We start from the raw sequence: 24,897 nt of genomic DNA on the forward strand, positions 1-24,897 counted from the left end.
GCCCTCGGCGAGCATCTCGCGGGTCACGGAGGGGCGTTGCGCCGGCACCGGGCTGGTGTCGCGGTGTCGTAGAGGCGCTCGACCACTGGGCCGGCGTGAGCGCGCGGCGTATCGCCTCCGCGCCACACGTGAGGTCACTGAGCGGAGTTCTTGATGAACACCGTGTCCTAGGTGGTGCGGCGGCATCCGGCCACGGAGCCGCTGCAAAAACCCGTTGGCGGACCACGGCGAGCACTGCTACCTTCCGGAAGGCCGTGCGAGAGAACGAGGAGGTGGTACCCGTGAACGCAGTATCGACATGGGTGCTCCCCTCCGGGGTCACGGTCGGGCGATAGGTCGTCCGGGAGCGCCGTTCAAGCGCACTCCCGAAAGGCACGACCATGCACTTCACGTCTGAACAGCACCTCGACGACGGCGTCCTCGAACGCGAATTCACCCTGTGCGAGATCCCTGGCATCCTGTGGACGCCCGCATCCGCACCCGCACCGGCGCCGCTGATTCTGCTCGGCCACCCTCCGCTCGGGCTGCGCACGATGTACCCGCGGCTGGCGGGGCGGGCCCGGCAGGCCGCGGCGGATGGCTTCGCCGCGGCCACCATCGAGCTCCCCGGGAGCGGTGACCGGCCCCGTTGGGCCGCCGCCGAGCGGGCCCGCGCCGACCTGCGCCGGGCGATGGAGGCCGGCGAGCCGGTCGGCGACGAGATCGTCGACTCCCTCGTCCTCCCGCTCGTCGAAAAGTCGGTCCCGGAATGGCAGGCCGCCCTGGACGCCCTCTTGTCACTGCCCGAGATCGGCGGCCCTGTCGGGTACTCGGGGGGAGTGATCTCCATCGGCATCCGGCTTGCGCTGGTCGAGCCGCGCATCTCGGCCGCCGTTCTGTTCGCCGGGAGTCTCGTGCCCGCCGCCATGTTCGAGGAGGCCCGCCGGGTCACCATTCCGCTGCACATCCTGCTGCAGTGGGACGACGAAGGGAACGACCGGCAGGCGGCCCTGGAGCTGTTCGACGCCTTCGGCTCCAAGGAGAAGACGCTGCACGCCAACATGGGCGGGCACAGCGGCGTCCCGCAGTTCGCGGGGGACGCCGCGGCCCGGTTCTTCGCCCGGCATCTGCGCTAGGGGCTGTCGTTTGGATCAGGCCGGATCAGGGAGCGGGGTCTGGTGCGTGCAGCTGCACGGCGGAGTATCGAGGCAACGCGGAGCGTTGCTGATGGACGACAACGCCGCAGATGCGCGTGCCGGACCCCTCGAGCCCGAACTGATCCAAACGACTGACCCTAGCCGCGGGCCGGCGCCGCCAGGCCAGTAGACGGTAGGCGGTGCCGACCAGCACGCCACTCATCAAGGACAGGCTCTGGTCTCCTCGATGGCCGTGGCCGGCAGATGCACAACCGCCCCGATCGCGGTGGTACCGGCCATCGACGGCACCGGCCGGTCGGGGCGGCGCTCGGCCCGTTAGTGTCCGACAGGACATGCATCTTGGATGCCTTGCTTACCCCGATCATCGGACCTCGGACCGGTGAGTTCGCCCCCCTTTTCAGCGCGGAGGTGGGCGGAGTCGAGACCACTCGGGAGAAAAACAACCACTACATGTACCTCAAACGTAGGTTGAGCAACGCCGGGTTGAGTGGCGGCGGCCCGGGCCCCGGTATGCGACTTGCGGCAGGCTCATCGTTGCTTTAGATACGGCGCGAGGTGGTGCAGGCGCGTGTGGTACTGGGGGTGCGAGGACAAGAGCTTTCCCAAGAGGCCCTCTCTGCGGCCGCGAACTGGGGTTCTCGTGCCCATCGCAGCCGTTTTGCCGCACCCGGACAGGGCGGAAGCCGTCACGGATCCACGTTCCCGATCCGCCGCCTGCATCATGTGCAACACCTCGGCGAGCATCGGCCCGAAGCCGGCCGCTGCCGCGTGATGATCCGCCCGTACTTCGGCCCGGCGGGTCACGGCGGCAAGCAGATACGGGGCAGCGACCAGCGTCAGAGTGACGAACCAGTACTCCAGGGCGACCAGCAAGACGGCGGCACCCGCCATCAGAAGCAGCACTGCCGCCCAGAAGCCCATGCGCCCATGCCCGATGTCGGTGACAAGTCGGATCAGCCTCCGCACAACAGCCCACGCAAGACGTCCCGGAACCGCATACCACTGCCCCAGGAGCGAGGACCATGCATGGCCGCGGACGTGGTGCCCCAGTTCATGAGCGAGTACCGCGGCCAGCTGGCCATCGGACAGACGCTCCAGCGAAAACCGGGTAACGCCCACGATGTGGCCTGCCGTGGCCAGGGCGTTCAGATGATCGCTGTCCTCGATCCACAGCTCGTATGCGCGGCCCTCGACACCCGTCCGTGCGGTCACTGCACGCCACAGTGGTTCCAGCCGGCTCAGTTCCCGTGGCGTGGGGTAACGAAGGTTCAGCAGATGGCGGGCGAGGGCTCTCTCCGTGGGTCGGTGAAACGCCATGGCCCCCGAAGCGAGCCAGAACAAGACCACCAGCCAGCCCATGTCAGGGAACAGGAGCTGAGAGAGCACTGCAACGATTACCAGGCTTGCGAGGAACGATGGCAACCGCAGGAGCAGTTGGACCATGGCCGTGACATCGATGCTCCGCTGCCGTTTGGCGAGATGCACACGCCCACGGTGGCCGAAATCCTCGTGCGGCTCATGCTTCCCGGGGCCGGGACCGGGGTGGCCCTCCGATCCATCGCCATGGCGGGCGGCATCGTACTGCGTCGCGCTGCCCGGGTACGGCGGCGGGGGCGGGATCGTCTCGTTCGGACAGTGCGGGGACGGAACGGCCACAGCAGCCGGATAGGCCGGAGGATCGGGTAGGGAAGGGCGGCCAGGGTGGGCGGGATCGGGAGGAGCGGTCATGGTAGCTACCCATCTAGGCGTACGGCCCGGATCGTGACGACACGGTAAGAGGCAAGCCGGTGAAGTGCGTTCAGCAGATGAGGTGCGCGATGGCCAGAAGCAGCACTCCCGCGCAATAGGCGGCCAGGCCTGTCCGGATCCACCAGTGCTTGGCACCGACGATGCGGCTGTTCTGGGCCAGCGCCTCGAGTACCCCATCGGCCTGGTTCGCCTCGGTGACGGCGAGGGCCTCTGCGAGCCGGCCGCGCTCCGTGGCCCGGCGGATGTCGTCGAAGTACGTCAACGGCCGCCCCGGAGACCACCGGCTGGTGCCGTACCGGGGCAAGACGGCGAGGAGCAGGCACCCCAGTGCCCCGGCCAGAGCGCCCATGGCTACCCACAACAGCACGCTCCCGGGGACGGAGAGCCCCGATAAAGACCATCCGTGAGCCGCGACCAGGCCACCGACCAGGCTCACGGTCATGCTCATGACCCCTAAAAGCAGAGACGCCTTACTGTCCGCACGGGCAGTCTCGGAGCGCAGCTCCGCAAGCAGACGGGCTCCCACGGACGGGGTTTCCGTCCCGCTGCAGCTCATCGCTCCTCCTCGGCGCTGGTGGCGGACGCCCCGTCCCTCTGCTTGTGGAAGTGCACCGGGGTGCCGGTGGGTCCTGCCCAGGGCAGGGAGTCCGGTGCTGGAGGAGCAGAAGCGATACCGGGCAGGTTGTGGGCGAGGAGCCCCTCCAGGATCTCCACGGCCTGCTTGTTCAGGCCCGCACGCTGGTAGTCCTCCGGATTCCCTTCCTTCAACACCTGCAGGGCTACCTCGGACTGACTACGAATCAAATCCAGTTGGTCCCTCTGCAGGTTTTCCATCACCAGCCGGGAATCCTCCGGATGCTGCGCCAGGTGCAGGGCCCACATCGCCACGCCGCCGTGCTGGAGGTAGGACTCGTAGTAGCGGACCTTCTCCGCTTCCAACTGCCGCGCTTCCTCATCCTGGCGACCCTGCAGCAAGACCAGTTCGTGATCCTGTCGGGCCCGCTCCACACTCCGCTCCGCCCTGAGCCGGTCCTCTCGAATTTCCAAGTCGTGTGACATGTCCAGCTGTTCGTCGGCGTACCGGAGTCGGCGTAGCTCCCGCTGGTGGGCAATCGCCGCGTCGTCCAGCCTGAGCCGCACGGCACACGACGTGCGCAACCCGGCCTCGTCCCCCAACTCACCCACCCTGGCGAGCACCTGGTACACGGCGCGTTCGGCATCCGCACTCCGGTCGATCGGAAAGCCACGGCTGACGGGGTACATCAGCTGCTCCAGTCGGCGCCTCAGGAGAGCGGGTACGTCCCGTTCTCCGCTGGCCACGAACTGTTGCGGCCGGGAGACCTGCCAGGTCAGCTCTACCTCGGCGGTGAAGTCGAAGGCGTCGTTGTCGCTGGGCAGAAGCAGCGACACGGTGCCGGTGTGCACCCCCATGTCGACCTCGTAGACCGCGGTGTACCGCCTGGTGGCGAGCAGAGAGCGCGCTGGCCGATGGGGCGGCAGGTAGACATCGAACGCCCCTTTGTCCGTGGTGAAGACCAGCGCGTTGTCGATCCGGCTGTAACCCCTGCGGTGGTCGAACCGGGACAACTGGCGAACAGTCAATACGGGGTCGACCAGCTCACTGTGCCGGTCCGCGCCCTGGTCCCAGTCGGGCTCGCGGCGGATGTCCACCATGGTTCATCTCTCCTCAGTCAGCGGTGATCCGGAATTTCGCGGCCCGTGGCCGCATACGAGAGGCGGCGGCTTACAGCACGGCCATCAGGCGATGGGCCACCGCGGGCGGGCCGCCCCCGCGCCGGTCGCGCAGCGACCCGAGCATGTGATCGAGGCGCTTACGGTCCTCGTCGGTGCCGACAAGCATCGGAAACAGCATCGCCAGTTCCCGCTCGGCCTGAGGATCGCCGTTCGCATCGAGGACCCATCCGGCCAGGGCCTTCAACGCATCGGCCGTGTACCGCAGATCACCCAGGGCGGTCTGCCAGAGCAGGGACAGCCACCGTGCGTCCTCGGCCGGGCCCGTTGAGGCGGCCTCCGCGTGCCACCGCAACAACAGCCGGCTGTCGGCGCGCGCGCAGGCCAGGACAAACGCGTGCAGTGCCAACCGACGGTCGGAAGGTCCGTCCCGGAGGAGTTCGAGCAGGCCCCGCAGCACCCGGCTGCGCACCGATGCCGATTCGTCGCTCAACAGCAGCGCGGCGGACTCGGCGATGTGCTGCGCTTCCTGCTCGTCGTCCCCGGTGCGGGCGGCCTTCGCCAACGCCTTCAGCGCTTCGTCAGGCATCCTGGGGCCCACCAGAGCGTAGGCCCTGATGGCTGTCCAGCGAAGCCGTGGTCCGGCATCCTCCTCGCACCAGGAACGCAGGATCGGCGGGATGTTCGGGGCGCCGACGGCGTGCGCCGTCGCGAGGGCGTTGGCGGCGACGAGGCAATCGCGGTAGAGCTTCGACTTCGCCCAGCCCTCGATGAGCAGGGCCATCGCCGAGGGCAAGTCGGTCTGGGCGAGCACCGCGGCGGTCACCGCCGCGCGGGCACGCACCAGCGGTCGGCCGTCCTGTGCGAGCTGACGGAGCCACGCGAGCAGAGCAGGCCGCGCGGAGGGGTGGCTCGTCCAGACCTCGCGAAGGACCTCGACAGAGGTTCTGGGCTCCTGGAATCGGGCCACGCGCTGGCGCACGGGGCCCCACTCGGTGTGCTCCTCCCTCCAGTACTCGACAGCTCGGGCCAGGCGCAGGCGTTTGGTGATGGACGTCCCGAAGATACCGACCTGGGGCTCCCTCCCGGCGTCCTCCGTTCTCTGGAACTGCGCGTACAGGGTGTCGCTGAGCTCCGCGGTCAGGGCGTAAGCCGCCTCGTCGAACGCTGCCAGGGAGATGAGGAACGCCTTGTCCCGAAGCTGGGTCTCGTCATCATCCCCGAACCATTCCCGGACCTGCTCCCGGACCAGCCTCGGGCCGACGTTCGCCAGCTCCTCCCGAGTAGTCGTGCCGTCCGCGTGTTCGGCCAGTGCCTTCGCGAACGCCGCCGCCTCCCGCAGCTGGTGGTCGTGCCGGTCGAGGAACTCCTGAGAGAGTTCCAGAGCCAGCAGCTCGCGCTCCCTCCGAGGGTCGTCCACCAGGGCGTGCAGGTGTGACCGGAGCACAGCCTGGGGCGACGGAGGCACCCATGGGACGGGGTCGACGCCCCGCAGGGTCGCGAACAGGTCGACGGTGATGACCAGATAGGCGTCCTTCTCCCGGAGGGCGTCCCGCAGGGCCCACAGGTCGATGTCGCGCAGTGGGTTCTCCCTGCCCGTCACCAGGTCGCTCACGAGGTAGCCGTGCGAATCGCTATTCACCTCGTCCTTCAGCGCGGTCGGCGGGGTGTTGGGGTCGACGGCGCGTACGGGCACGGCGTCCAGGGAGCGCAGCAGCATCAGGGCAGCGCTGCGGCGGCCGGTGAAGGGCGCGCCGTACAGCACGAGTACCCGCTTCTCGCGCAGCTGGTCGCGCAGGGGGTGCACGAGTTCCTCGTAACCGGCGAACTCCATCGCAAGTTGGTCGAGTTCGGACGAGGGGATGTCTCCGGAGGTGTGGGGGGCGGCACCGATACGGTAGTGGTGCTCCACCTTCGTGCCGAGAACGACGTCGCCCGCGACGCTGCCCCCGCTGACCCCGATCTGATCGCCGCCGACCAGGCTGCCGCTGACCGCGGCCGGTACGTGCTCGTACAGCTCGCGCCGCGCCGCCCAGGGGTCCTGCGGGCGGTCGTCCTCCGCCTCGGTGTGCTCGTCGTTGGTCCGCTCCTGCTGGTCGGCCGTCGGGTCGGTGTCGTCCCGGGAGCGATCCGCCTGCTTGTCACCAGGCTGATCGCTCATGCCTGCTCGCTCCGGCCCTCGTGCCGGACAGAACCCATGACCACGTCCCCGGTGACGTGGCCGCCGCTGACCCCGGTCTGATCGCCGTTGATCTGGCTGCCGCCGACCGACACGGTCCCGCCGTTGAACGCGAATGCCGCCCCGGTGCTCGCAGGCGTTGAGACAGGCGCCGTGGGAGCCTGGCCGGCGGCATCATTGTGCGTACCCCCGCCGCCGCGCCCGGCGGGCGCGGGTCCCGGGGCAGGGACGGTGGTGACGTGCGGGAGCGGATCGTGCAGCCACAGGTCGAGCCGGTCCTTCTTCACGGCCACCGCGGCGTGGTGGAACTCCTCCGGGCGCAGTCCGCGGTGTCCGTGGCGGACCACCCCTTCGTAGACGGGGGACGACACCGCCAGCACACAGTCCGCGTCCCGCTGCGCGAGCCCTTCGCGCAGGGCGTCGGCATCGAGCAGCCGGCAGGACTGGTTGAGGTCGTGGCCGACGAGCCCGCCGACCGTGCCCTGCTTCGGGTCGAAGGCGACCTCCCCTGCGGCCAGTACCATCCGCAGCCGCATCTGGGCACTGCTCGATGCCAGCCGGTTGTACTGGCACAACGCATCCGGGGTGGTCGTCAACAGGGCCCGGAGGAGCACAGTTTTCGGGATATCGGCGCTGACCAGCACGATCAGGCCGTCCCCGCGGTCCTCGCGGTACTGCATATTCCTCTCGACACCCGCCTCAGCCAGGGTGTCCTCCACCACGTTGTGCAGTTCCCGGCGCAGGCAGGCCTGCACCACATCGCCCCGTGGGCTGAAGTCCTCGATGTCCAGCAGCAGAATGGTGCGGTTGACGGGTTCTGTCAGGGCCAGAGTCATAGGTGCCTCTCGGATGGTCGGGCTCAATCCGGAGCACTATCTCGTAGGGGTCTGACAGCGGAAAAGGAACAGCTGCACACAGCGTCTGTAGCCGATGGCACACAACTTGCCCCCACTGCAGGGCCGTCGGCTATTCGCCGCCCCCAATCCGGCGCAGCAGGTCCGGGCGGACGATGACCAGTCCTCTACGGCTGGTGCGGACGATGTCGCGTTCCCGTAGCTCTTTCAGAAGCCTGGCCACCGCCTCGCGGGAGGCTCCGACCGCGCCTGCCAGCTCGTGCTGGCTGAGACCGGTGGTCAGGCGCACCCCCTCCGCATCCTGCACCCCGTGTGTGCGCGACAGCTCCAGGATCAGGAGCGACAACCGCTCACGAACCCCGAGCGCTCCTTGCTCCACGCGTCGCCGGTCGCTGGCCTGTGTCCGGTCCCCAATGAGGCTGAGCAGTTGGAGGGCAGTAGCCGGGAACTCCGCGAGATGGTCCAGGAATCTGCCACGCTCGATCGTGACGGCCTCGACCTTTCCGAGTGCGGCGACCGTCGCCGAGCGCGAGCGGCCGCTGACTGCGGAGGCCTCACCGACGATGTCGCCCGGCCCCCGCAGGGCGAGCAGAGCTTCATAGCCGTTGGCCGCGGAGTGGATGACCTTGGTCCAGCCGGCGAGGATGACCATCACGTGGGTGGACGGTTCGTCCTGATGCACCAGGACGGACCGCGGGCTGTACTTCATGGGCCGGCCCAGCTCCAGCAGCCCGACCCGCTCCTGGTGCTCCAACCGGGCCAGGAACGGAACTTGATCGTCGAGCCTGCTGGCTCGTGACGGCCTCTTGGGCTCGGACTCCGCGGGGGCGGCCGCTGGTCCCGGCTGCCCCGACACCGGGTTGACCACGCTGTCGGTATCCACCCACACTCCCCCAAAGCCGCTTCACTCCACGGTACTTCAGCGAAGTCTTCCTTTCACACCCTGCGCATCGAGCCTATGGCACACAAACCAGAGCGCCCCAGTTGAGCGCGTCCTCCTGGCGCCGACAAAGGCACGTGGGCAGGTAGGACACCGTGGGCGTCGCCCCACCAAGCAAACCGACACGGCGAGTGTCCGACCCCCAGCCGTGGCCCCCGAGAGCGCACGAGAGCCGCCACCCGGACCAGGCCCTCCAGGGAATGACCAGTCCCAAGGTCACCCCAGGAAGCTCGATCTCACCTTTCGGTTCGGATTGTTCCCGTTTGTATCCGCCTGGTCGATCTTGCCGCCCATCACCACCCGGACATAGCGGAAACCGTTCGACGATTTCCCCTTGGGCCGTCCTGCTGGCAGCACGCGTCTTGACGGTGGCGCTTCGATTCCGGCGCTGGATGGCGCGCAGTGCCATCCGGGCACCCCACGCCTCCATGGTGAAGCGGTTCTCGTCGGTGGCGTCGTTGAGCTCCCAGGGGCCGTCGTGGCCATACCTGACGAGCAGCTTTCCCTCGTCACACATCTTGTAGCCAGTGCTCTGGCAGTCCACGACGGTGCGGCCGAGCCGGTCCACCGCTGCGGCGACGAGGGCCGCCATATGGCAACCGCTCGCCACGAAGCCACGGCCGAGCTTGGGCCGGGTGACCGGGTCCGGAGCTCCCGATGCCTCCCAGTCGTCGGCCCAGCCGACGATGTGCCCGCCGACAGATGCTGCGGCAGTCGGAACGTCCTCCCGTTGACGCTCCGGGGACGACGCGGCCGGCTTCATACGGGACAGCCGCAGCACGCCGAGCAGGCACTTTCCACATGCCGAGCAGGCACGTTCCACATCCGTCAGAGGGTCGTTCGATCATGTCCAGGTCCGTACCGCGCAAGACTTCTCCGTTTCGGGAACGCAGGGTACGGAGAATGCGCGGCCACCCCAGGACGATCTTGGTCAGCCCAGGAAGCTCAGCCGAACCTGACGGTTGACATTAGAGATGTTGGTGTCCACCAGGCACACCGACTGCCAGGTGCCGAGGGCCAGTTCGCCCCCCACCACCGGGAGTGTGGCGTGCGGCGGAACAAGCGCCGGCAGCACATGGTCGCGACCGTGGCCAGGGCTTCCGTGCCGGTGTCGCCACCGATCATCCGCCGGGAGCAGGTCACCGAGAGCGGCCAGCAGGTCCTCATCACTTCCCGCTCCCGTCTCCAGGAGTGCCACGCCCATCGTGGCGTGGGGGGTGAAGACGTTCAGCAGTCCGTCCCGGCCTCGGGCCATGTCCCTCAGGAAGGACGCACACTCCCGGGTCAGGTCGTAGACCGTCTCATCTGAACCGGTCCGCACGTCGATCACTCGCGTCATGAAGGTCTCAGCCATGCTTCGATCCTGCCAGACACGCGAGATGCGCGCGTGGACCACGGCGGGGCGCGACGTCGGGTGTGAACCGCCCCTGTGCGGCACGCACGTGCGTCGGCCCGTCGCCGCTCCGTTCGGCCGGTCAGGCGCCGAGGACGACGCCCGGCAGCATGACGACGACCCGCCCCGATGCCGGAGGACTCCGCCGGAAACGGCCTCGGGCGTCGAAGGGTTGGGGTCCCGCCGGTCGGAACATGTTCTGACCGTCGGGACCCTTTCGGAAAGTGGAGCCGGATCGCGCATACCGGCGCTACGGTGGTTCCGCGGCGATTCCAGGGGAGGGCCAGATGCCCAGGACAACCAAGTACGAGCAGGTCGCGGACCGGATTCGTCATGCGATCAAGGGAGGGGATCCGGGCGAAGCGCTGCCTGACATCGTCGACTTGGCGCACACGTACGAGGTGTCCCGCGCGACGGTCACCAAGGCGCTGGAGGTCTTGCGGGACCAGGGCTCGGTGCAGCCGGGAGATGCCGGCGGCTATGTCATCCCGCCGACGAGAACAGTCGCGGTACCGGCCAGCCGGGAAGCACCCGAGGTTCTGTCGGGGCGCGTGATCACGGAGCACATCGACCCCGACGCGGAACGCGCCCTCAAGCGGCCAGAGGTGGCGCAGGCGTACCAGGAGGGCCGGGAGCTGGGCCGGGCCTGGGTGGCAGCGGAGGGCCGGGCGACAGAGGCCAAGCGTGCGCTGTCCGTCAAGCTGATGGACATGCGCGAGATGTTCCAGCACAAGGGGCACCTCGACTGGAACGGCCAGTCCCGCGAGTACCAGGCCCTGGCCGCCCTGCTGTACCAGGACCTGGGGGTGGACAGGCCGGCACAGCGGGCGGTCCTCCACCACTTGGAGGACCGCAAGCGGGAGCGGGTGCCCAAGGCCCTGTGGCCGGAGTTCGGCGTGGAGGAGCTGACCCGAGGGCAGCGGGCCGGACTGGGGAGAAAGGCCGCCAAGGCACTGACCGAGGTTTCACAGACGGCCGATGCCGCGGCCGGGCAGGCCGCCAAGGGCAAGACCACCGGTCACCAGCTCGTGACGCTCGCCAAGCGCATCGACCAGGGCATGGCCGTGTTCTCCACGGCCTCTCTTCGCGTCCTCACCCCGAAGCAGCGGCAGACGTTCAGGGACGAGGTGAAGGCGGCGCGGGACCATGCGGACGCGCTCCTGAGGGAGTTGGAGGGACTGGACGAGTGAGGTCACGCGATGCCGGCTCACCCGGTAGGTCCGCCATGGCGGACCTGGCCGACTGGCGAGTCGGGCGGCGAACTCGGACCTGACCGGATTCGCCGGGCGACGCGGTGGGCGGGGTGGTGGCGCCCCCGCCCACACATCGTCTGGGACCGGAACGGCACACCGAGGCCATTCGGCGAAATCGCGGTTTCACGGGGGGTCCGAGCATGAAGCGTGTCGCCGGCACGAAGCGTGTCGCCTCCTGTCGAGCGGGGGAGCAGAGACAGCCCCCACCGGACCGGTCACGATCCCGGAAAAGCGGAGGTGGAGGGCGCTCGCCTCACCTGCACCGGAGCCACCGCTGGCCAATGTGGCAAAGTTCCACCCCCGGTTTTGTACACAAACGGTCCACGACGGCGATGGGGTCGAAGGTGCTTGACTACCCCTATGAGTCAGCGGGTTGAGAAGAAACCGAGACCTCCACAGTTCGAACTGCGCTGCGGAGGAGTGCATCTGATAATTCACCGCATCCCAGGGTGGTTGATCACGCTGGTCACCACGGCCACCGGTAGCGGACTCGCTTGGTGGACGAGCCGATAGCGCGCGGCGGACAGCGCCGCTTCGACCACTTCCGCCGGGCCGGCGGGTTCCACATCCGTACCCCGTGCCGTGCACCGCTCCCCCGCACTCACAGCACGGCCACGCCCGGGACCCAATCCGGGTGGTTACTGCCTCATGGGTCGTGAGGCGCAACCACGCGGCCCGGAATCGGTGCGTCCGCAGTTCGTACCCGGTAACCGTGCTGGTCGCAGCCGTCAACGAGTGGATACAACTGGCGCCGCCACGTGCTCAGTCGCTAACCTCGGCCCTCATGAACCAACGGCGGCAGAAGAAGCTCTCTCGTCATCTCTTCCATGAGATCCTGGCAGGTGACACCGCCCGCGTGAAAACTGTTCTGCGGGCCGGGATCGACCCCAACAAGCTGTACGGCGAGGGGACTACGCCTCTGTATCTGGCATCCGTCACCGGAGAAGCGGATATCGCCCGCCTGCTCCTCAAGGCCGGTGCCTCCCCCGACACCGAGAGCAGCGGCGGATTCGGCTCGGAGGGCACTCCGCTGTGCGCAGCCGCGTGCTGGGGACACACCGAAACGGTGCGCGAACTGTTGGCACACGGCGCCGATCCCAACCGGCGCGAAGACCACGGAACGGGCCGCTCCCCGCTGGACTGGGCCAACGAAGGCCCCCATCCTGAAACCGTCGAACTTCTCACCTCGGCGGGCGCAACCGCCAGCAGGGGGACCACGTAGCAGCGCCGTTCGTCGTCACGAATCCCATTGCCGGCCCAAGAGCCACCTGCGCCGCAGGCCCTAGAAGGCCGGGCTTGGCAGGCCGGGCTCTCAAGCGCTCCCGGCCGGCGGTGGCAGGGGTCGTCACTCGTCACCAAGAACGGGTCCCGGGTGCCCGGCGGTCGCGCGGTCGAGGAATTCCCTTACGGTTGCGCCCAGTTCTTCCTGGTGCGTGATGTAGAAGTCGTGGTGCCCGTCGATCGTCACGACTTCCGTGCCAGGTCGGAGGCGGACCATCTCCTCTGCGTGCTGGTGCGGGACGACCGTGCTGCGTCCGCCCCGCACCACCATCAGCGGTTGCTCGGCGGCGATGAAGTCGTCCCACCAGTCGCCTCGGACGGCGACCTTGGCGGCGTGTATCTCCTCCGCCCGCCACAGGAACCGCCAGCCCTCCGGCTCCTCCACCGCGCTCTCGGTGAAGTGCCGGGGCTCGTCCATGGACGCGAGCGCGTCCAGCATCGCCCGCATGCTCGGGAAGTGCGTCGGCAGTGCGCCCAGCTGATCGTCGCCGATCGGTGCCCGGTACTCCGCCGGAAAGTCCACCACGACCACCGCCGCAACCAGTTCCGGTCGCCGTGCGGCCAGTTGGTACGCGGTGATGCCTCCGAGTGAGTGTCCGACGATGGCGACCGGACCGAGTCCGAGGTGTTCGACGAACGCGGCCGCGTCGGCGACGTAGCCCTCTCGCCCGTAGTCGTCGGGGTGGTCGGAGAGGCCGTGGCCGCGCTGGTCGAGCGCGATGAGCCGGTATTCGGGTCCGAGATGGTCGGCGAGTCCGAGCATGGAGCGGCCGCGCCCATAGGCACCGTGCAGGGCGAGGACGGGGCGGCCGGTGCCGCCCAGGTCGAGGTGGGCGAGCCGGATGCCGTCCGGGGTGCGGAAATACCGCGTGGTGGCCATCGTCATGACTTTGACTCTAACAGAGTTATCTCTATTCGAGGCATGAGTGGAGGCGCGGCTACTCTGGACAACCACGACGACCGCGAAGTACGCACCTCGGAGGCCCGGTGCTCACCCTCTGCATCCTCGGATTTCTCAACGAGGACCCCCTTCACGCGTACGACCTGCGCGCCCGCATCTCCGGCCTCAGCGGCCATGTGCGCCCCGTGAGCGACGGCGCCCTCTACCCCGCCGTCAAGCGCCTGGAGGCCGCCGGGCACCTCACCCGCCACACCGAACCCGGCGAACGCGCCACACCCCGCCAGGTCCTCACCCTCACCGAATCCGGCCGCGCAGAACTCAGGCGCCGACTACGCGAGCCCACCGACCTCGAGATCACCGACCGCAACTCCTTCTTCGTCCTGCTCGCCTTCCTCGGCCAGCTGCCCAATCCCGCCGACCAGGCCCGCGTCCTGCGCCGCCGCCTCGCCTTCATGGACGAGCCCGGCAGCTACTTCTACGAGGACGGCCGCCCGCTGCGCGTCCGCGACATGACCGACCGCTTCCGCCGCGGCATGCTCCAACTCGCCGACGCCACCAGCAAGGCCGACCGCGCCTGGCTGGAGCGCACCGTCGGAGAGCTGGCAGGCGACTCCTAGAGCCCGAGAAGGGTGGAGCGGCCGTCGTGCGGATCCGAGGGTCCCGTAGTACCCGCGCCCCCCGATGCCTGTGATCACACGGTCGGCCAAAGAACTCTGACCCGGTACCCGCCGGGGAAGGACAGCGCCGGCACACCGGCCGGCGCCTCCGACGCCGCATCCACCCGCGCAGGTCTCCGCGCCCCGCGCGGGCCCCCGCAATACGCGTGCAACAAAGGTCCATCAGCCGAGACGGCGTTTGACCCTGCTCGGAACGCACCGCTACGTTCGGCGACATGTCCAAGTCAGCCCAGCTCACCACGCGCGGTCACATCGACCTGTTGCGGGTGGCCTCCGCCGCGTGTCGCCGCGGCCGCTGACGCGACCCCACCCGCGCACCCCTCTGACGGGTTCGTCGCCCCGTAGGTAGCGCTCTTCGCCGGTGCCCTCCGGTCTCCGCTCGCTCTTTCCGCCCCTGTGTCGCCGCCTCCCGGCCGGCGGCCGCGGCGCACCCTCTCCTGTCCGTGGAGCTCCCATGACACTCGACCAGGCCGTACCCGGCCACGCCCCGCCCGATATCACCAAGAATGCAGGGAATGTCGAGGCTGCACCGTCCGCGGCGTTGCCCGCCTCCCCCGAACTCGCCCGCGTCGTGCCCGTTTCCGGCCGTCGCCGGCCGGTGCCGCGCTGGCTGCGCCGTGCGGCGGGGCCGGTCGGACTGCTCGTGCTGTGGCAGGTGCTCAGTGCGACCGGTGCACTGCCCGCGGATCAGCTGGCGTCGCCCGGCACCATCGCCACCACCGCCGGCGATCTGCTCGCGGACGGGACCCTGCCCTCGGCGATGCTGGTGTCGCTCCAACGGGTCGCCGTCGGGCTGCTGTTGGGCGGCGTGGCCGGTATCGCGCTGGCGCTCGCCTCGGGGCTCTCGCGACTCGGTGAGGACCTGGTCGACGCCACGGTGCAGATGCTGCGGTCCATCCCCTGGGTGGGCGTGATTCCGCTGTTCATCATCTGGTTGGGCATCGGCGAGGCACCCAAGATCGCGTTGATCTCCCTCGGTGTCGCCTTCCATCTGTATCTCAACGTGTATGCCGGGATTCGCGGCGTGGACGCCCAGTTGGTGGAGGCAGGGACGTCCCTGGGGCTGAGCCGGTGGGGACTGATCCGGCACGTGGTGCTGCCGGGCGCCCTGCCCGGCGCCATGACCGGGCTGCGCTACTCGCTGGCCACCGCCTGGCTCGCCCTGGTCTTCGGCGAGCAGGTCAACGCCGATGACGGGCTCGGCTTCCTGATGAACCAGGCCCGCGAGTTCTTCCGTACCGATGTGATCGTGGTGTGCCTCGTCGTCTACGCGATCCTCGGGCTCATCGCCGACTTCGTCGTCCGCACACTGGAAAGGCTGTTGCTGCAATGGCGACCGACATTCACGGGGCAGTGAGCCCGGCGGACACCGGCACCGCCGTGGAGGTCGACGGGCTGGTGCGCTCCTTCGACGGGCGGGCCGTCATCGACGGTCTTCACCTGACGCTCAGGCCGGGCGAGTTCGTGGCGCTGCTGGGCCGCAGCGGCTGCGGCAAGTCGACGCTGCTGCGGGTGCTGGCCGGGCTCGACCGGGAGATCGAGGGCGAGGTGCTGGTGCCGCGCCGCAAGGCGGTGGCGTTCCAGGCTCCGCGGCTGATGCCGTGGAAGCGGGTCTGGCGCAATGTGCTCCTCGGGCTGCCCGGGCGGCCGGAACGCGACGCGGCGGTGCGGGCGCTGGCGGAGGTCGGGCTCGGCCACCGGGCGGATGCCTGGCCGAAGACGCTCTCCGGGGGCGAGGCGCAGCGTGCGTCGCTCGCCCGTGCGCTGGTGCGCGAGCCCGATCTGCTGTTGCTCGACGAGCCGTTCGGCGCGCTCGACGCACTGACCCGGATCAAGGCCCAGCGGCTGGTGGCCGAGCTCTGGCAGGAACGCGGCTGCGCGGTGCTGCTGGTCACGCATGACGTGGAGGAGGCGCTGCTGCTCGCCGACCGTGCGCTGGTGATGGAGGGCGGCCGGATCGCGTACGAGACCGAGGTGGACCTGCCCCGGCCGCGCGAGGTCTCCGACCCGCGCTTCGCCGCGCTGCGCGCCCGCCTCCTCGACCGGCTGGGCGTCGACGAGACGGAGGCGGGGCCGCGGAACGGCGGGGCGGCGCCCCGCAGCGGAGCCGCCGCCTCGCGCACGGCGGACGAGCAGGCGTCCGGCGCCGGGACGTCGTCCGCTTCGCCGGCCGGCCCCACCGCTGCCACCGACCTCACAGCCCGGCCCGATCACTCTCAGCACAGAACGGAAAACCCATGAGACCACGGCACCTCACCCCCGCCCTCCTGCTCCCGCTGACCCTGGTGCTGGCCGGATGCGGTGGCGGTCCGCGGGCCGGCGGCGCGTCGGGCGGAACCGGCAGCGGGACCGACGGGAAGGGGTCGGTGACCCTCAACGTCGGCGATCAGAAGGGAGGTTGGGAGGCCGTTCTGCGGGCCGCCGGGGAGCTGGACCACCTTCCGTACAAGATCAAGTGGTCGACGTTCACCTCCGGACCGCCGCTGTTGGAGGCGGTGAACGCCGGGGCCGTCGACGTCGGCGGAGTCGGGAACACACCACCGGTGTTCGCCGCGGCCGCGCACTCGAAGATCAAGGTGATCGCAGGGACGCACAGCAGCGCCCACGGCGAGGCGGTCCTGGTGAAGAAGGGCTCGCCGCTCAAGCGACCGGCCGACCTGAAGGGCAGGTCCATCGCCGTGGCGCAGGGCAGCTCGGCGAACTACCAGCTGGTCGCCGCGCTGAAGAAGGCCGGGCTGTCCACCAAGGACGTCACGCTCAACTACCTTCAGCCGGCCGACGCGCTCGCCGCCTTCTCCCGGGGCAAGGTGGACGCCTGGGCGGTGTGGGACCCCTACACCTCGCAGGCGCTCGACCAGGCCGATGCCCGGGTGCTGACCACCGGCCAGGGCACCGTCAACGGACTGAGCTTCCAGGTCGCCGCGCCTGCGGCGCTGGCCGACAAGAAGAAGTCCGCGGTGCTCAAGGACTACGTCGACCGGCTGCGGCGGGCGCAGAACTGGGTCTTCAAGCACCCGGACGCCTGGGCGACGGCATGGGCCAAGGAGACCGGACTGCCACGGAAGGTGGCGCTGGACGCGGTCAAGCGGACCCGGGGCACCGCCGTGTCGGTCGCCGTGGACAAGGCCGCGATCGCCTCCGAGCAGAAGATCGTCGACACCTTCGCCTCGCTCAAGCTCATTCCCCGCTCCTTCGACTTCGGGTCGTTCGTCGACCCGCGCTTCAACGGCGATCTGCCTCCTTCGAGCACGGCGCCCCGCACCTATGGAAAGGCCGGCTGACATGTCCGTACACCTGCATTGGTTCCTGCCGACCGGCGGCGACGGGCGCACCCTCGTCGACCGGCACGCGTACACCGACGGCGGAGTGCGTCGGGACCGCATCACGCCGGTCAGCGGGGTCCGGGCGCCGGACATCGAGTATCTGGCCCAAATCGCCAAGGCCGCCGAGCAGTTGGGGTTCGAGGCGGTGCTCACGCCGACCGGGACGTGGTGCGAGGACGCGTGGCTGACGACGGTGGCGCTCACGCAGGTCACCGAGCGGCTGAAGTTCCTGGTCGCCTTCCGTCCCGGGGTGATCTCACCGGTGCTGGCGGCGCAGATGGCGGCGACGTATCAGCGGATCTCGCGCGGGCGGTTGCTGCTGAATGTGGTCACCGGCGGTGACTCCACCGAGCAGAAGCGGTTCGGGGACTCACTCGACCACGACCGGCGCTACGCGCGTACGGATGAGTTCCTCCAGATCGTCCGGGGCGTCTGGGGCGGGGCTCCGTTCGACTTCCGGGGCGAGCACTACCAGGTCGAGGGCGGCCTGACGGCGCTGCCGCCGGACCCGCTGCCGCAGATCTTCTTCGGCGGCTCGTCACCGGCCGCGGGGCCGGTCGCGGCCCGGAACGTGGATGTCTACCTGACCTGGGGCGAGCCGCCCGAGCAGGTCAAGCAGAAGATCGACTGGATCCGTGGGCTCGCGGAGAAGGAGGGGCGTACGGTCCGGTTCGGCATCCGGCTGCACACGATCTCGCGGGACTCCTCGAAGGAGGCGTGGGCGACGGCCGGGCGGCTGCTCGACGACCTCGACCCGGAGACGGTTGCGGCCGCGCAGCAGGCCCTGGGCAAGAGCGAGTCGGTGGGTCAGCAGCGGATGCTGGCGCTGCACGGCGGCTCGCGCGACAAGCTGGAGATCTCGCCCAACCTGTGGGCGGGCGTCGGCCTGGTACGCGGCGGGGCGGGCACCGCGCTGGTGGGCAGCCACGCCGAGGTGGCCGACCGGATCGAGGAGTACCACGCGCTGGGCGTCGAACACTTCGTGTTCTCCGGCTACCCGCACCTGGAGGAGGCGTACTGGTTCGGGGAAGGCGTACGGCCCGAACTCGCCGCGCGCGGGCTGCTGGACGCCGTCCCGTCGCCGGTGGCGGGCGTACCGGCCGCCAACGGCCGCCCGGCGTCGGCACCGGGCGGGGCACCGCTGCTGGTGGCGGGTGGTCGCTGACACCCACGGCGGGTGGCCGGGGCGCCCCTCCCCCGGCCACGGCCCGTCCCCTTCGTGGGCCTCCTCCGCTCGTCCGCGGAGGAGGCCACCGGCACGACCTGGGCCGCAGCCGTCCGTCCGGGAAGACTCGCGGCCCGTCGCTGGTTGACCCGGGCATGAACGACAGCGGCGGGCGCGCCACGGACATCGAAGTGCTGGTGGTCGGTGCCGGGCAGGCGGGCCTGGCCGCCGCCTTCCACCTGCGGCGCACCGGCCACACACCGGACCGGGACTTCGTCGTCCTCGACCACTCGCCGCGCCCCGGCGGCGCCTGGCAGTTCCGGTGGCCCACCCTGACGTACGACAGGGTCCACGGCATGCACGCGCTGCCGGGGATGGAGCTGACCGGCGCCGCCGGGGACCGCCCGTCGTCCGAGGTGATCGGGGGCTACTTCGACAGCTACGAGCAGACCTTCGGGCTGCGGGTGCACCGGCCGGTGAGCGTGCTGGCGGTACGCGACGCCGGTGCGGGTCCCCCCTGGGCGGAGCCCGTCGGAGCGGTTGGGGGAGGGCGGCTGCTGGTCGAGACGTCCGAGGGTGCCTACGCGCCACGCGCCCTGATCAATGCGACCGGCACCTGGGACCGGCCGTTCTGGCCGCACCTCCCGGGCCGGGAGACGTTCGGCGGGCGGCAGGTGCACAGCGCGCAGTACGGCGGCCCAGAGGCGTTCCGGGGCGCGCGGGTGGTGGTGATCGGCGGCGGCACCTCGGCAGTACAGCAGCTGTTGGAGATCGCCCCGGTGGCGGCGGCCACGACCTGGGTGACGCGCCGGCCGCCCGTGTTCCGGGAGGGCCCGTTCGGCGCGGACGAAGGCCGGGCCGCCGTCGCGCTCGTCGAGGAACGGGTCCGGCAGGGGCTGCCGCCGCGCAGTGTGGTGAGCGTGACCGGACTGCCGATGACGGAGGCGATCCGGGCGGCCCGGGCGAGCGGGGTGCTGGAGCGGCTGCCGCTCTTCGAGCGGATCACACCCGGCGGGGTGGTCTGGCCGGACGGACACGCCGTCGCGGCGGACGTCCTGCTCTACGCCACCGGCTTCCGCGCCGCCATCGACCACCTCGCCCCGCTGAAGCTGCGCGAGCCGGGCGGCGGCATCCGGATGGCCGGCACCCGCGCCCTCCGCGACGCGCGGGTGCACCTCGTCGGCTACGGGCCGTCGGCGAGCACCATCGGCGCGGGGCGCGCGGGCCGGGCGGCGGTGCGGGAGATCGGGCGGCTGCTGGACCGGGAGCCGGCCACCGACGGCAGCTGAGGGCCGCCGCGCAGGGGGCCGACGACAGGGGGAGCACCTCAGCGCCCCGGCACCCCGGCGCCCCGGCGCCCCGGCGCCCCGGGACACAAAGGGCACTCCCACCCGTACCCCTTGTGGGAACAAGCGAACGTGGGACCGAGTGTTCGTCAGAAAGTGTGGTCGATACCGGAAGGGCTTCCGGGGGCGCGACACATCGGGCGATGCTTACGGGGCGCAAGCGACGGGCTGCAGACCGTTACCGCGCCTCCGGTCGACATCCCTTGCTGGGCCGGAGAGTTGGTCCCACAACGCAAACTTGCACGACTTGCTCAAGGAGACAGAGCCAGATGAACTTCCTCACCAACCTGCTCGCCGGCGTCGTCCACTTCGTGGGTTGGCTCGTCTGACGGACCTCGTACACAGCGCCGCCCCTCCCTGTCCCGGGAGGGGCGGCGCTCTGCGTGGGGGCTACTTGTCCAGCTTCTGCCGGGACGTCTCCGGCAGCGTCAGATAGACGCCGAACGACACCAGGCACAGCACGGCCACGTACCAGGGGAACAGCCCGGCGTGCCCGGCCTGCTTGAACCACGTACCGACATACGGGGCCGTGCCGCCGAAGAGGGCCACGGTGAGGGAGTAGGGGAAGCCGATACCGGCCGCCCGCACCCGTGCGGGGAAGAGCTCGGCGTTCACCGCCGCGGCGATCGACGTATAGCCCGTCAGCAGCACCATGCCCGCACACTGCACCAGCAGCAGTGACGCCCAGGCGTCGGAGACCAGGTGCAGCAGCGGCACCGCCAGGACCGCGAAGCCCAGGGAGAAGCCCAGCAGCAGCGGCTTGCGGCCGATCCGGTCGGAGAGCAGACCGCCCAGCGGCTGCAACAGGGCGAAGAACGCCAGCGAGATGGTGCCGACGGTGAGCGATTCCCCCTTGTCGAAGCCGGCGTTGACCTGTGCGTAGGTCGGCAGATAGGTGGTCCAGGTGTAGTAGGCGATCGTGCCGCCCACGGTGACGCCGCAGATCCGCAGGGACTGCCGGGGATAGCGGCGCAGCGCCTCGAAGAGGCCGGGCCGCGCGGCTGCCTTCCGGTCGGCACCCGGGGTCTCCTCTGCTCGGACGGAGTCGTGAGCCTGGGGAAGGGTCTCCTGCGCCCCTCGGCGGATCCACAGTCCCAGCAGGCTCAGCACCGCGCCCACCAGGAACGCCACCCGCCAGCCCCACTGCCCCATCTGTCCCTCACTGAGCTGCCCGGCGAGCAGCGCGGCGGTCCCCGAGGCCAGCAGCTGGCCGATGCTCGTGGAGACGTACTGGAAGCTGGAGAACAGGCCGCGCCTGCCGGGCCCCGCCGACTCGACGAGGAAGGTCGTGGAGGCGGCGAACTCCCCGCCCACCGACAGCCCCTGCACCAGACGGGCGATCACCAGGACCACGGGGGCCAGCACGCCGGCGCTCGCATAGGTCGGGGTGAGCGCCACCAGCAGGCTGCCGCCGCCCATCAGCAGGATGGTCAGCGTCAGCGCGGTCCGCCGGCCACGACGGTCGGCCACCGCGCCCAGCAGCAGCCCGCCGACCGGCCGCATGAAGAAGCCGACCGCGAAGACCGCGAAGGTGGACAGCAGCGGCACCAGGGAGTTGCCGCTGCCCTTGGGGAAGACCTGTTCGGCGAAGTAGGCCGCCAGGAAGGAGTACGCGTACCAGTCGTACCACTCGACGGCGTTGCCCACCGAGGCGGCGGCCAGCTGCCGCAGTCGCGACGGCGGGCGCCCGCCGCCGGCCGTCCGGCCCTCTGCTATGTCCTGTGCGCTCGGCATGGTCCTCCGCTCCCGGTTCTTCTCCTGAGCCCGCTCCTGGGGCAGGATGATCCGACAGGTGATCATGTACCGGTGAGGCGGGTGGCCGCCAGAGCTCGCGGCGGCCGAAAGGAGATGGCAACGTGCGCGTAGCACTGTTCGTCACCTGTATCAACGACATGCTCCATCCCCGGACGGGGCAGGCGGTGGTCACCCTTCTGGAGCGGCTGGGGGTGGACGTCGACTTCCCCCAGGAGCAGTCCTGCTGCGGGCAGCCGCAGTTCAACACCGGCTACCGGCACGCCACCGAGCCGCTGGTACACCGCTTCCACCGGGCCTTCAAGGACTACGAGTACGTCGTCACCCCGTCCGGCTCCTGCGCGGCCATGGTGCGCGACAACTATCCGCGGATCGGCGCCAAGGCAGCCGCCGAGGGACGCGGCCGGGAGCTCGTCGCCGCGGCGGCGCTGGCGGTGCCCAAGACGTACGAGCTGACCGAGTTCCTGGTCGATGTGCTGAAGGTGGAGGACGTCGGCGCCTGCTACCCGCACACCGTCACCTACCACCCCACGTGTCACGGCCTGCGGATGTTGGGCCTGGGCGACCGCCCGCGGCGGCTGCTCTCCCACGTCAAGGGGCTGGAGCTGCGCGAGCTGCCCGGTGCCGAGGAGTGCTGCGGCTTCGGCGGCACCTTCGCGGTGAAGAACCCGGCGGTCTCCTCGGCGATGGGCGCCGACAAGGTCCGCCACATCACCGGGACCGGCGCGGAAGCCGTCTGCACGGTCGACAACTCCTGTCTGCTGCACATCGGCGGCACCCTCGCCCGCCAGGGCTCCCCGGTCCGCCCGGTCCACATCGCCGAGATCCTGGCCGCTACGGAGGACGGTACGCGGGCCGGGACGGAAGGGAGTGCCCGATGAGCGGCACCTATCTGGGCATGCCCGCCTTCCCCGAGGCCGCGGCGGCCTCCACGCGGGACACCCGACTGCGCGCCAATCTCACCCACGCCACGCACACCATCCGCGACAAGCGGGCCAAGGCCGTCGCCGAGCTGGACGACTGGGACCGGCTGCGGGCCGCGGGCGCGGCCGTCAAGGACCGCACGCTGCGCCATCTCGACGACTATCTGGTGCAGTTGGAGGCGGCGGTGACCCGGGCGGGCGGGCACGTCCACTGGGCGGCGGACGCCGACGAGGCCAACCGCATCGTCACCCGGCTGGTCCGGGAGACCGGCGAGCGGGAGGTGGTCAAGGTCAAGTCGATGGCGACGCAGGAGATCGGGCTGAACGAGGCCCTCGCCGAGGCCGGGATCCGCGCGTACGAGACGGACCTGGCGGAGCTGATCGTGCAGCTCGGCGACGATCTGCCGTCGCACATCCTCGTCCCGGCGATCCACCGCAACCGCTCCGAGATCCGCGACATCTTCCGGCGGGAGATGGGGCGTTGGGGCCGCCCGGCGCCGGAGGGCCTGTCCGACTCGCCCGCCGATCTGGCGGAGGCCGCACGGCTGCATCTGCGGGAGAAGTTCCTCGCGGCGAAGGTCGGCATCTCCGGCGCCAACTTCATGGTGGCCGAGACCGGCACCCTGGTGGTCGTCGAGTCCGAGGGCAACGGCCGGATGTGCCTGACCCTGCCGGAGACCCTGATCTCGGTCGTGGGCATCGAGAAGGCCGTTCCCACATGGCAGGACCTGGAGATCTTCCTACAGCTGCTGCCCCGCTCGTCCACCGCGGAGCGGATGAACCCCTACACCTCCACCTGGACGGGGACCACCGACGGCGACGGTCCGCAGACCTTCCATCTCGTCCTCCTCGACAACGGACGCACCGACACCCTCGCCGACACCGTGGGGCGCCAGGCGCTGCGCTGCATCCGCTGCTCGGCCTGCCTGAACGTCTGCCCGGTGTACGAGCGGGCCGGCGGACACGCGTACGGCTCGCCCTACCCCGGCCCGATCGGCGCCATCATCACACCCCAACTGCGCGGCGTGTCCGGCTCGCTGGAGGCGTCGCTGCCCTACGCCTCGTCGCTGTGCGGGGCCTGCTACGAGGTGTGCCCGGTGGCCATCGACATCCCGGAGGTGCTGGTGCATCTGCGAGAGCGGGTGGTGACGGGCGGACCGGTGACCCGCGACGGGGTGCGTACGGTCCTCAGGCCGGCCAGGGGGCATGCCGCGGAACGCGCCGCGATGCGCGCGGCCGGCTGGGCCTTCGACCACCCCGGGCTGCTGCGCGCCGGGATGCGGCTGGCGGCCCGTACCCGGCGGCTGCATCCGCGACGGCTGCCGGGGCCGGGGCGTGCCTGGTCGGACACTCGCGATCTGCCGACCGTGCCGGCCGAGTCCTTCCGCGACTGGTGGCAGCGCACCCGCGGTACGGACACACCGTCGTCGGAGCAGCGAGGAGCCGGCAAGTGAGCAGCCGCGACGAGGTGTTGGGGCGGGTCCGGCGGGCCCTGGCGGATGTGCCGGGCGACGAGCGGCCGGGCGGCCCACCGGTGGTGCGCGACTACCTGCGGGTGCACGGCGCCCGAACGGCCGGGCAGCGCGTCGATCTGCTCGCCGAGAACCTCGCGGACTACCGGGCGGTGGTGCACCGCTGCACCGCCGCGGGGCTGCCGGCGCTGATCGCCCGGCTGCTGGCGGAGCGCGGGGCACGGACGGTGGTGGTCCCGCCGGGCGTTCCGGCGTCGTGGACGGCCGCCGCCGAGGTGACCTGTGTGCCCGACCGTGCGTCGACCACGGCCCGGGAACTGGACGCCGTGGACAGTGTGGTGACGGGCTGTGCGGTGGCCGTCGCGGAGACCGGCACCCTGGTGCTGGACGCGGGACCCGACCAGGGCAGGCGGCGGATCACGCTGGTACCGGACCATCACCTCTGCGTGGTCCGCGTCCCGGACCAGGTCGTCGACTCGGTGCCGCAGGCGTTGCCGCGGCTGTCCCCGAGCCGGCCGCTGACCTGGATCTCCGGCCCGTCCGCGACCAGCGACATCGAACTCGACCGGGTCGAGGGGGTGCACGGGCCGCGCACGCTGGAGGTGATCCTGCTGGCGGACGAGGCGGCCCGGCCCCCGGAATCGGATCCGGATGCGGAGTCGGACTCGGAGTCGGACTCGGAGTCGGAATCGGAGTCGGATCCTGCCTAGTCGGCGGGATCCCCTCCCCACGTGGGTCCGCCGCCCGCGCGGGCCGGGACAGGTGTGCGACCCCGCTGTCGGTGGGGACTTCTACACTGATCGGGTTGCCATGCCCCGCGCATGCGGTGCGGGGTGGCGCCGTCCGGGGGGAGGGAGCGGA

General features: G+C 70.3%; 23 protein-coding genes. 13 read left to right on the top strand and 10 right to left on the bottom strand.

From position 1 onward, the window contains the following. Positions 1 to 380: 380 nt before the first annotated feature. Positions 381 to 1,115, top strand: a complete 735-nt coding sequence (locus ACGFML_RS13905; protein WP_393543277.1) for an alpha/beta hydrolase — start codon at positions 381 to 383, stop codon at positions 1,113 to 1,115. A 549-nt stretch (positions 1,116 to 1,664) separates the two neighbouring features. Here the strand turns inward: ACGFML_RS13905 and ACGFML_RS13910 are convergent. The 8 genes from ACGFML_RS13910 to ACGFML_RS13945 form a co-directional block, all read right to left on the bottom strand. Then, a complete protein-coding gene (locus ACGFML_RS13910) occupies positions 1,665 to 2,621 on the bottom strand; it encodes a M48 family metalloprotease (RefSeq protein ID WP_393543279.1) in 957 nt (318 codons plus the stop codon). Positions 2,622 to 2,934: 313 nt separating this feature from the next. Continuing rightward, entirely contained in the window at positions 2,935 to 3,333 is a 399-nt protein-coding gene (locus ACGFML_RS13915; RefSeq protein ID WP_393543281.1) for a Pycsar system effector family protein, read from the bottom strand. A 104-nt stretch (positions 3,334 to 3,437) separates the two neighbouring features. Continuing rightward, a complete protein-coding gene (locus ACGFML_RS13920; RefSeq protein WP_393543283.1) occupies positions 3,438 to 4,559 on the bottom strand; it encodes a PE-PGRS family protein in 1,122 nt (373 codons plus the stop codon). Positions 4,560 to 4,629: 70 nt separating this feature from the next. Then, positions 4,630 to 6,738: a hypothetical protein gene (locus ACGFML_RS13925; protein WP_393543285.1), complete on the bottom strand. Its 2,109-nt coding sequence runs from the start codon at positions 6,736 to 6,738 to the stop codon at positions 4,630 to 4,632. After that, positions 6,735 to 7,592 carry a hypothetical protein gene (locus ACGFML_RS13930; RefSeq protein WP_393543287.1) on the bottom strand — a complete coding sequence of 286 codons (858 nt, stop codon included), beginning with the start codon at positions 7,590 to 7,592 and terminating at the stop codon, positions 6,735 to 6,737. Before ACGFML_RS13930 ends, ACGFML_RS13925 begins: the two co-directional genes overlap by 4 nt. A 130-nt stretch (positions 7,593 to 7,722) precedes the next feature. Continuing rightward, positions 7,723 to 8,373 carry a Crp/Fnr family transcriptional regulator gene (locus tag ACGFML_RS13935; protein WP_393543771.1) on the bottom strand — a complete coding sequence of 217 codons (651 nt, stop codon included), beginning with the start codon at positions 8,371 to 8,373 and terminating at the stop codon, positions 7,723 to 7,725. Positions 8,374 to 8,566: 193 nt separating this feature from the next. Then, positions 8,567 to 9,331 carry a recombinase family protein gene (locus tag ACGFML_RS13940; protein ID WP_393543289.1) on the bottom strand — a complete coding sequence of 255 codons (765 nt, stop codon included), beginning with the start codon at positions 9,329 to 9,331 and terminating at the stop codon, positions 8,567 to 8,569. 150 nt (positions 9,332 to 9,481) lie between these two features. Beyond that, a complete protein-coding gene (locus ACGFML_RS13945) occupies positions 9,482 to 9,904 on the bottom strand; it encodes a YjbQ family protein (protein ID WP_393543291.1) in 423 nt (140 codons plus the stop codon). Between the two features lie 326 nt (positions 9,905 to 10,230). On the opposite strand from ACGFML_RS13945, the gene ACGFML_RS13950 reads away from it, so the two are divergent. After that, positions 10,231 to 11,133 (top strand): winged helix-turn-helix domain-containing protein, encoded by a 903-nt coding sequence (locus tag ACGFML_RS13950; RefSeq protein WP_393543293.1) that lies wholly within the window; start codon positions 10,231 to 10,233, stop codon positions 11,131 to 11,133. An 847-nt stretch (positions 11,134 to 11,980) separates the two neighbouring features. Further along, the gene (locus ACGFML_RS13955) at positions 11,981 to 12,418 is read left to right on the top strand and encodes an ankyrin repeat domain-containing protein (protein WP_393543294.1); all 438 of its coding nucleotides are present in this window, start codon (positions 11,981 to 11,983) and stop codon (positions 12,416 to 12,418) included. Positions 12,419 to 12,541: 123 nt separating this feature from the next. Here ACGFML_RS13955 and ACGFML_RS13960 read toward each other — a convergent pair whose 3' ends face one another. Continuing rightward, entirely contained in the window at positions 12,542 to 13,363 is an 822-nt protein-coding gene (locus tag ACGFML_RS13960; RefSeq protein ID WP_393543296.1) for an alpha/beta fold hydrolase, read from the bottom strand. A 101-nt stretch (positions 13,364 to 13,464) separates the two neighbouring features. On the opposite strand from ACGFML_RS13960, the gene ACGFML_RS13965 reads away from it, so the two are divergent. The 7 genes from ACGFML_RS13965 (at position 13,465) to ACGFML_RS13995 (ending at position 19,832) form a co-directional block, all read left to right on the top strand. Then, positions 13,465 to 13,995 carry a PadR family transcriptional regulator gene (locus ACGFML_RS13965; protein WP_393543298.1) on the top strand — a complete coding sequence of 177 codons (531 nt, stop codon included), beginning with the start codon at positions 13,465 to 13,467 and terminating at the stop codon, positions 13,993 to 13,995. Positions 13,996 to 14,270: 275 nt separating this feature from the next. Then, positions 14,271 to 14,354: a putative leader peptide gene (locus ACGFML_RS13970; protein WP_393543773.1), complete on the top strand. Its 84-nt coding sequence runs from the start codon at positions 14,271 to 14,273 to the stop codon at positions 14,352 to 14,354. A gap of 155 nt (positions 14,355 to 14,509) precedes the next feature. Continuing rightward, entirely contained in the window at positions 14,510 to 15,412 is a 903-nt protein-coding gene (locus ACGFML_RS13975) for an ABC transporter permease (RefSeq protein ID WP_393543300.1), read from the top strand. Further along, positions 15,385 to 16,296, top strand: coding sequence for an ABC transporter ATP-binding protein (locus ACGFML_RS13980; RefSeq protein ID WP_393543302.1), 912 nt, complete (start codon positions 15,385 to 15,387; stop codon positions 16,294 to 16,296). The genes ACGFML_RS13975 and ACGFML_RS13980 overlap by 28 nt, the downstream gene beginning before the upstream one ends. Further along, a complete protein-coding gene (locus tag ACGFML_RS13985; RefSeq protein ID WP_393543304.1) occupies positions 16,293 to 17,336 on the top strand; it encodes an ABC transporter substrate-binding protein in 1,044 nt (347 codons plus the stop codon). The genes ACGFML_RS13980 and ACGFML_RS13985 overlap by 4 nt, the downstream gene beginning before the upstream one ends. Position 17,337: 1 nt before the next feature. Next, positions 17,338 to 18,543 carry an LLM class flavin-dependent oxidoreductase gene (locus ACGFML_RS13990; protein WP_393543306.1) on the top strand — a complete coding sequence of 402 codons (1,206 nt, stop codon included), beginning with the start codon at positions 17,338 to 17,340 and terminating at the stop codon, positions 18,541 to 18,543. 155 nt (positions 18,544 to 18,698) lie between these two features. Next, positions 18,699 to 19,832, top strand: coding sequence for an NAD(P)-binding domain-containing protein (locus tag ACGFML_RS13995; protein WP_393543308.1), 1,134 nt, complete (start codon positions 18,699 to 18,701; stop codon positions 19,830 to 19,832). Positions 19,833 to 20,279: 447 nt separating this feature from the next. Here ACGFML_RS13995 and ACGFML_RS14000 read toward each other — a convergent pair whose 3' ends face one another. Beyond that, positions 20,280 to 21,623, bottom strand: coding sequence for an MFS transporter (locus ACGFML_RS14000; RefSeq protein ID WP_393543310.1), 1,344 nt, complete (start codon positions 21,621 to 21,623; stop codon positions 20,280 to 20,282). A gap of 122 nt (positions 21,624 to 21,745) precedes the next feature. On the opposite strand from ACGFML_RS14000, the gene ACGFML_RS14005 reads away from it, so the two are divergent. From ACGFML_RS14005 to ACGFML_RS14015, 3 genes are read left to right on the top strand one after another with little or no spacing between them, the layout of a single operon-like run. Then, positions 21,746 to 22,522 (top strand): (Fe-S)-binding protein, encoded by a 777-nt coding sequence (locus ACGFML_RS14005; RefSeq protein ID WP_393543312.1) that lies wholly within the window; start codon positions 21,746 to 21,748, stop codon positions 22,520 to 22,522. Then, positions 22,519 to 24,018, top strand: coding sequence for a lactate utilization protein B (locus ACGFML_RS14010; protein ID WP_393543314.1), 1,500 nt, complete (start codon positions 22,519 to 22,521; stop codon positions 24,016 to 24,018). The genes ACGFML_RS14005 and ACGFML_RS14010 overlap by 4 nt, the downstream gene beginning before the upstream one ends. Beyond that, entirely contained in the window at positions 24,015 to 24,746 is a 732-nt protein-coding gene (locus ACGFML_RS14015) for a lactate utilization protein C (RefSeq protein ID WP_393543316.1), read from the top strand. The genes ACGFML_RS14010 and ACGFML_RS14015 overlap by 4 nt, the downstream gene beginning before the upstream one ends. Positions 24,747 to 24,897: the final 151 nt, after the last annotated feature.

It is taken from the genome of Streptomyces sp. NPDC048650 (assembly GCF_043199095.1).
Classification (GTDB): domain Bacteria; phylum Actinomycetota; class Actinomycetes; order Streptomycetales; family Streptomycetaceae; genus Streptomyces.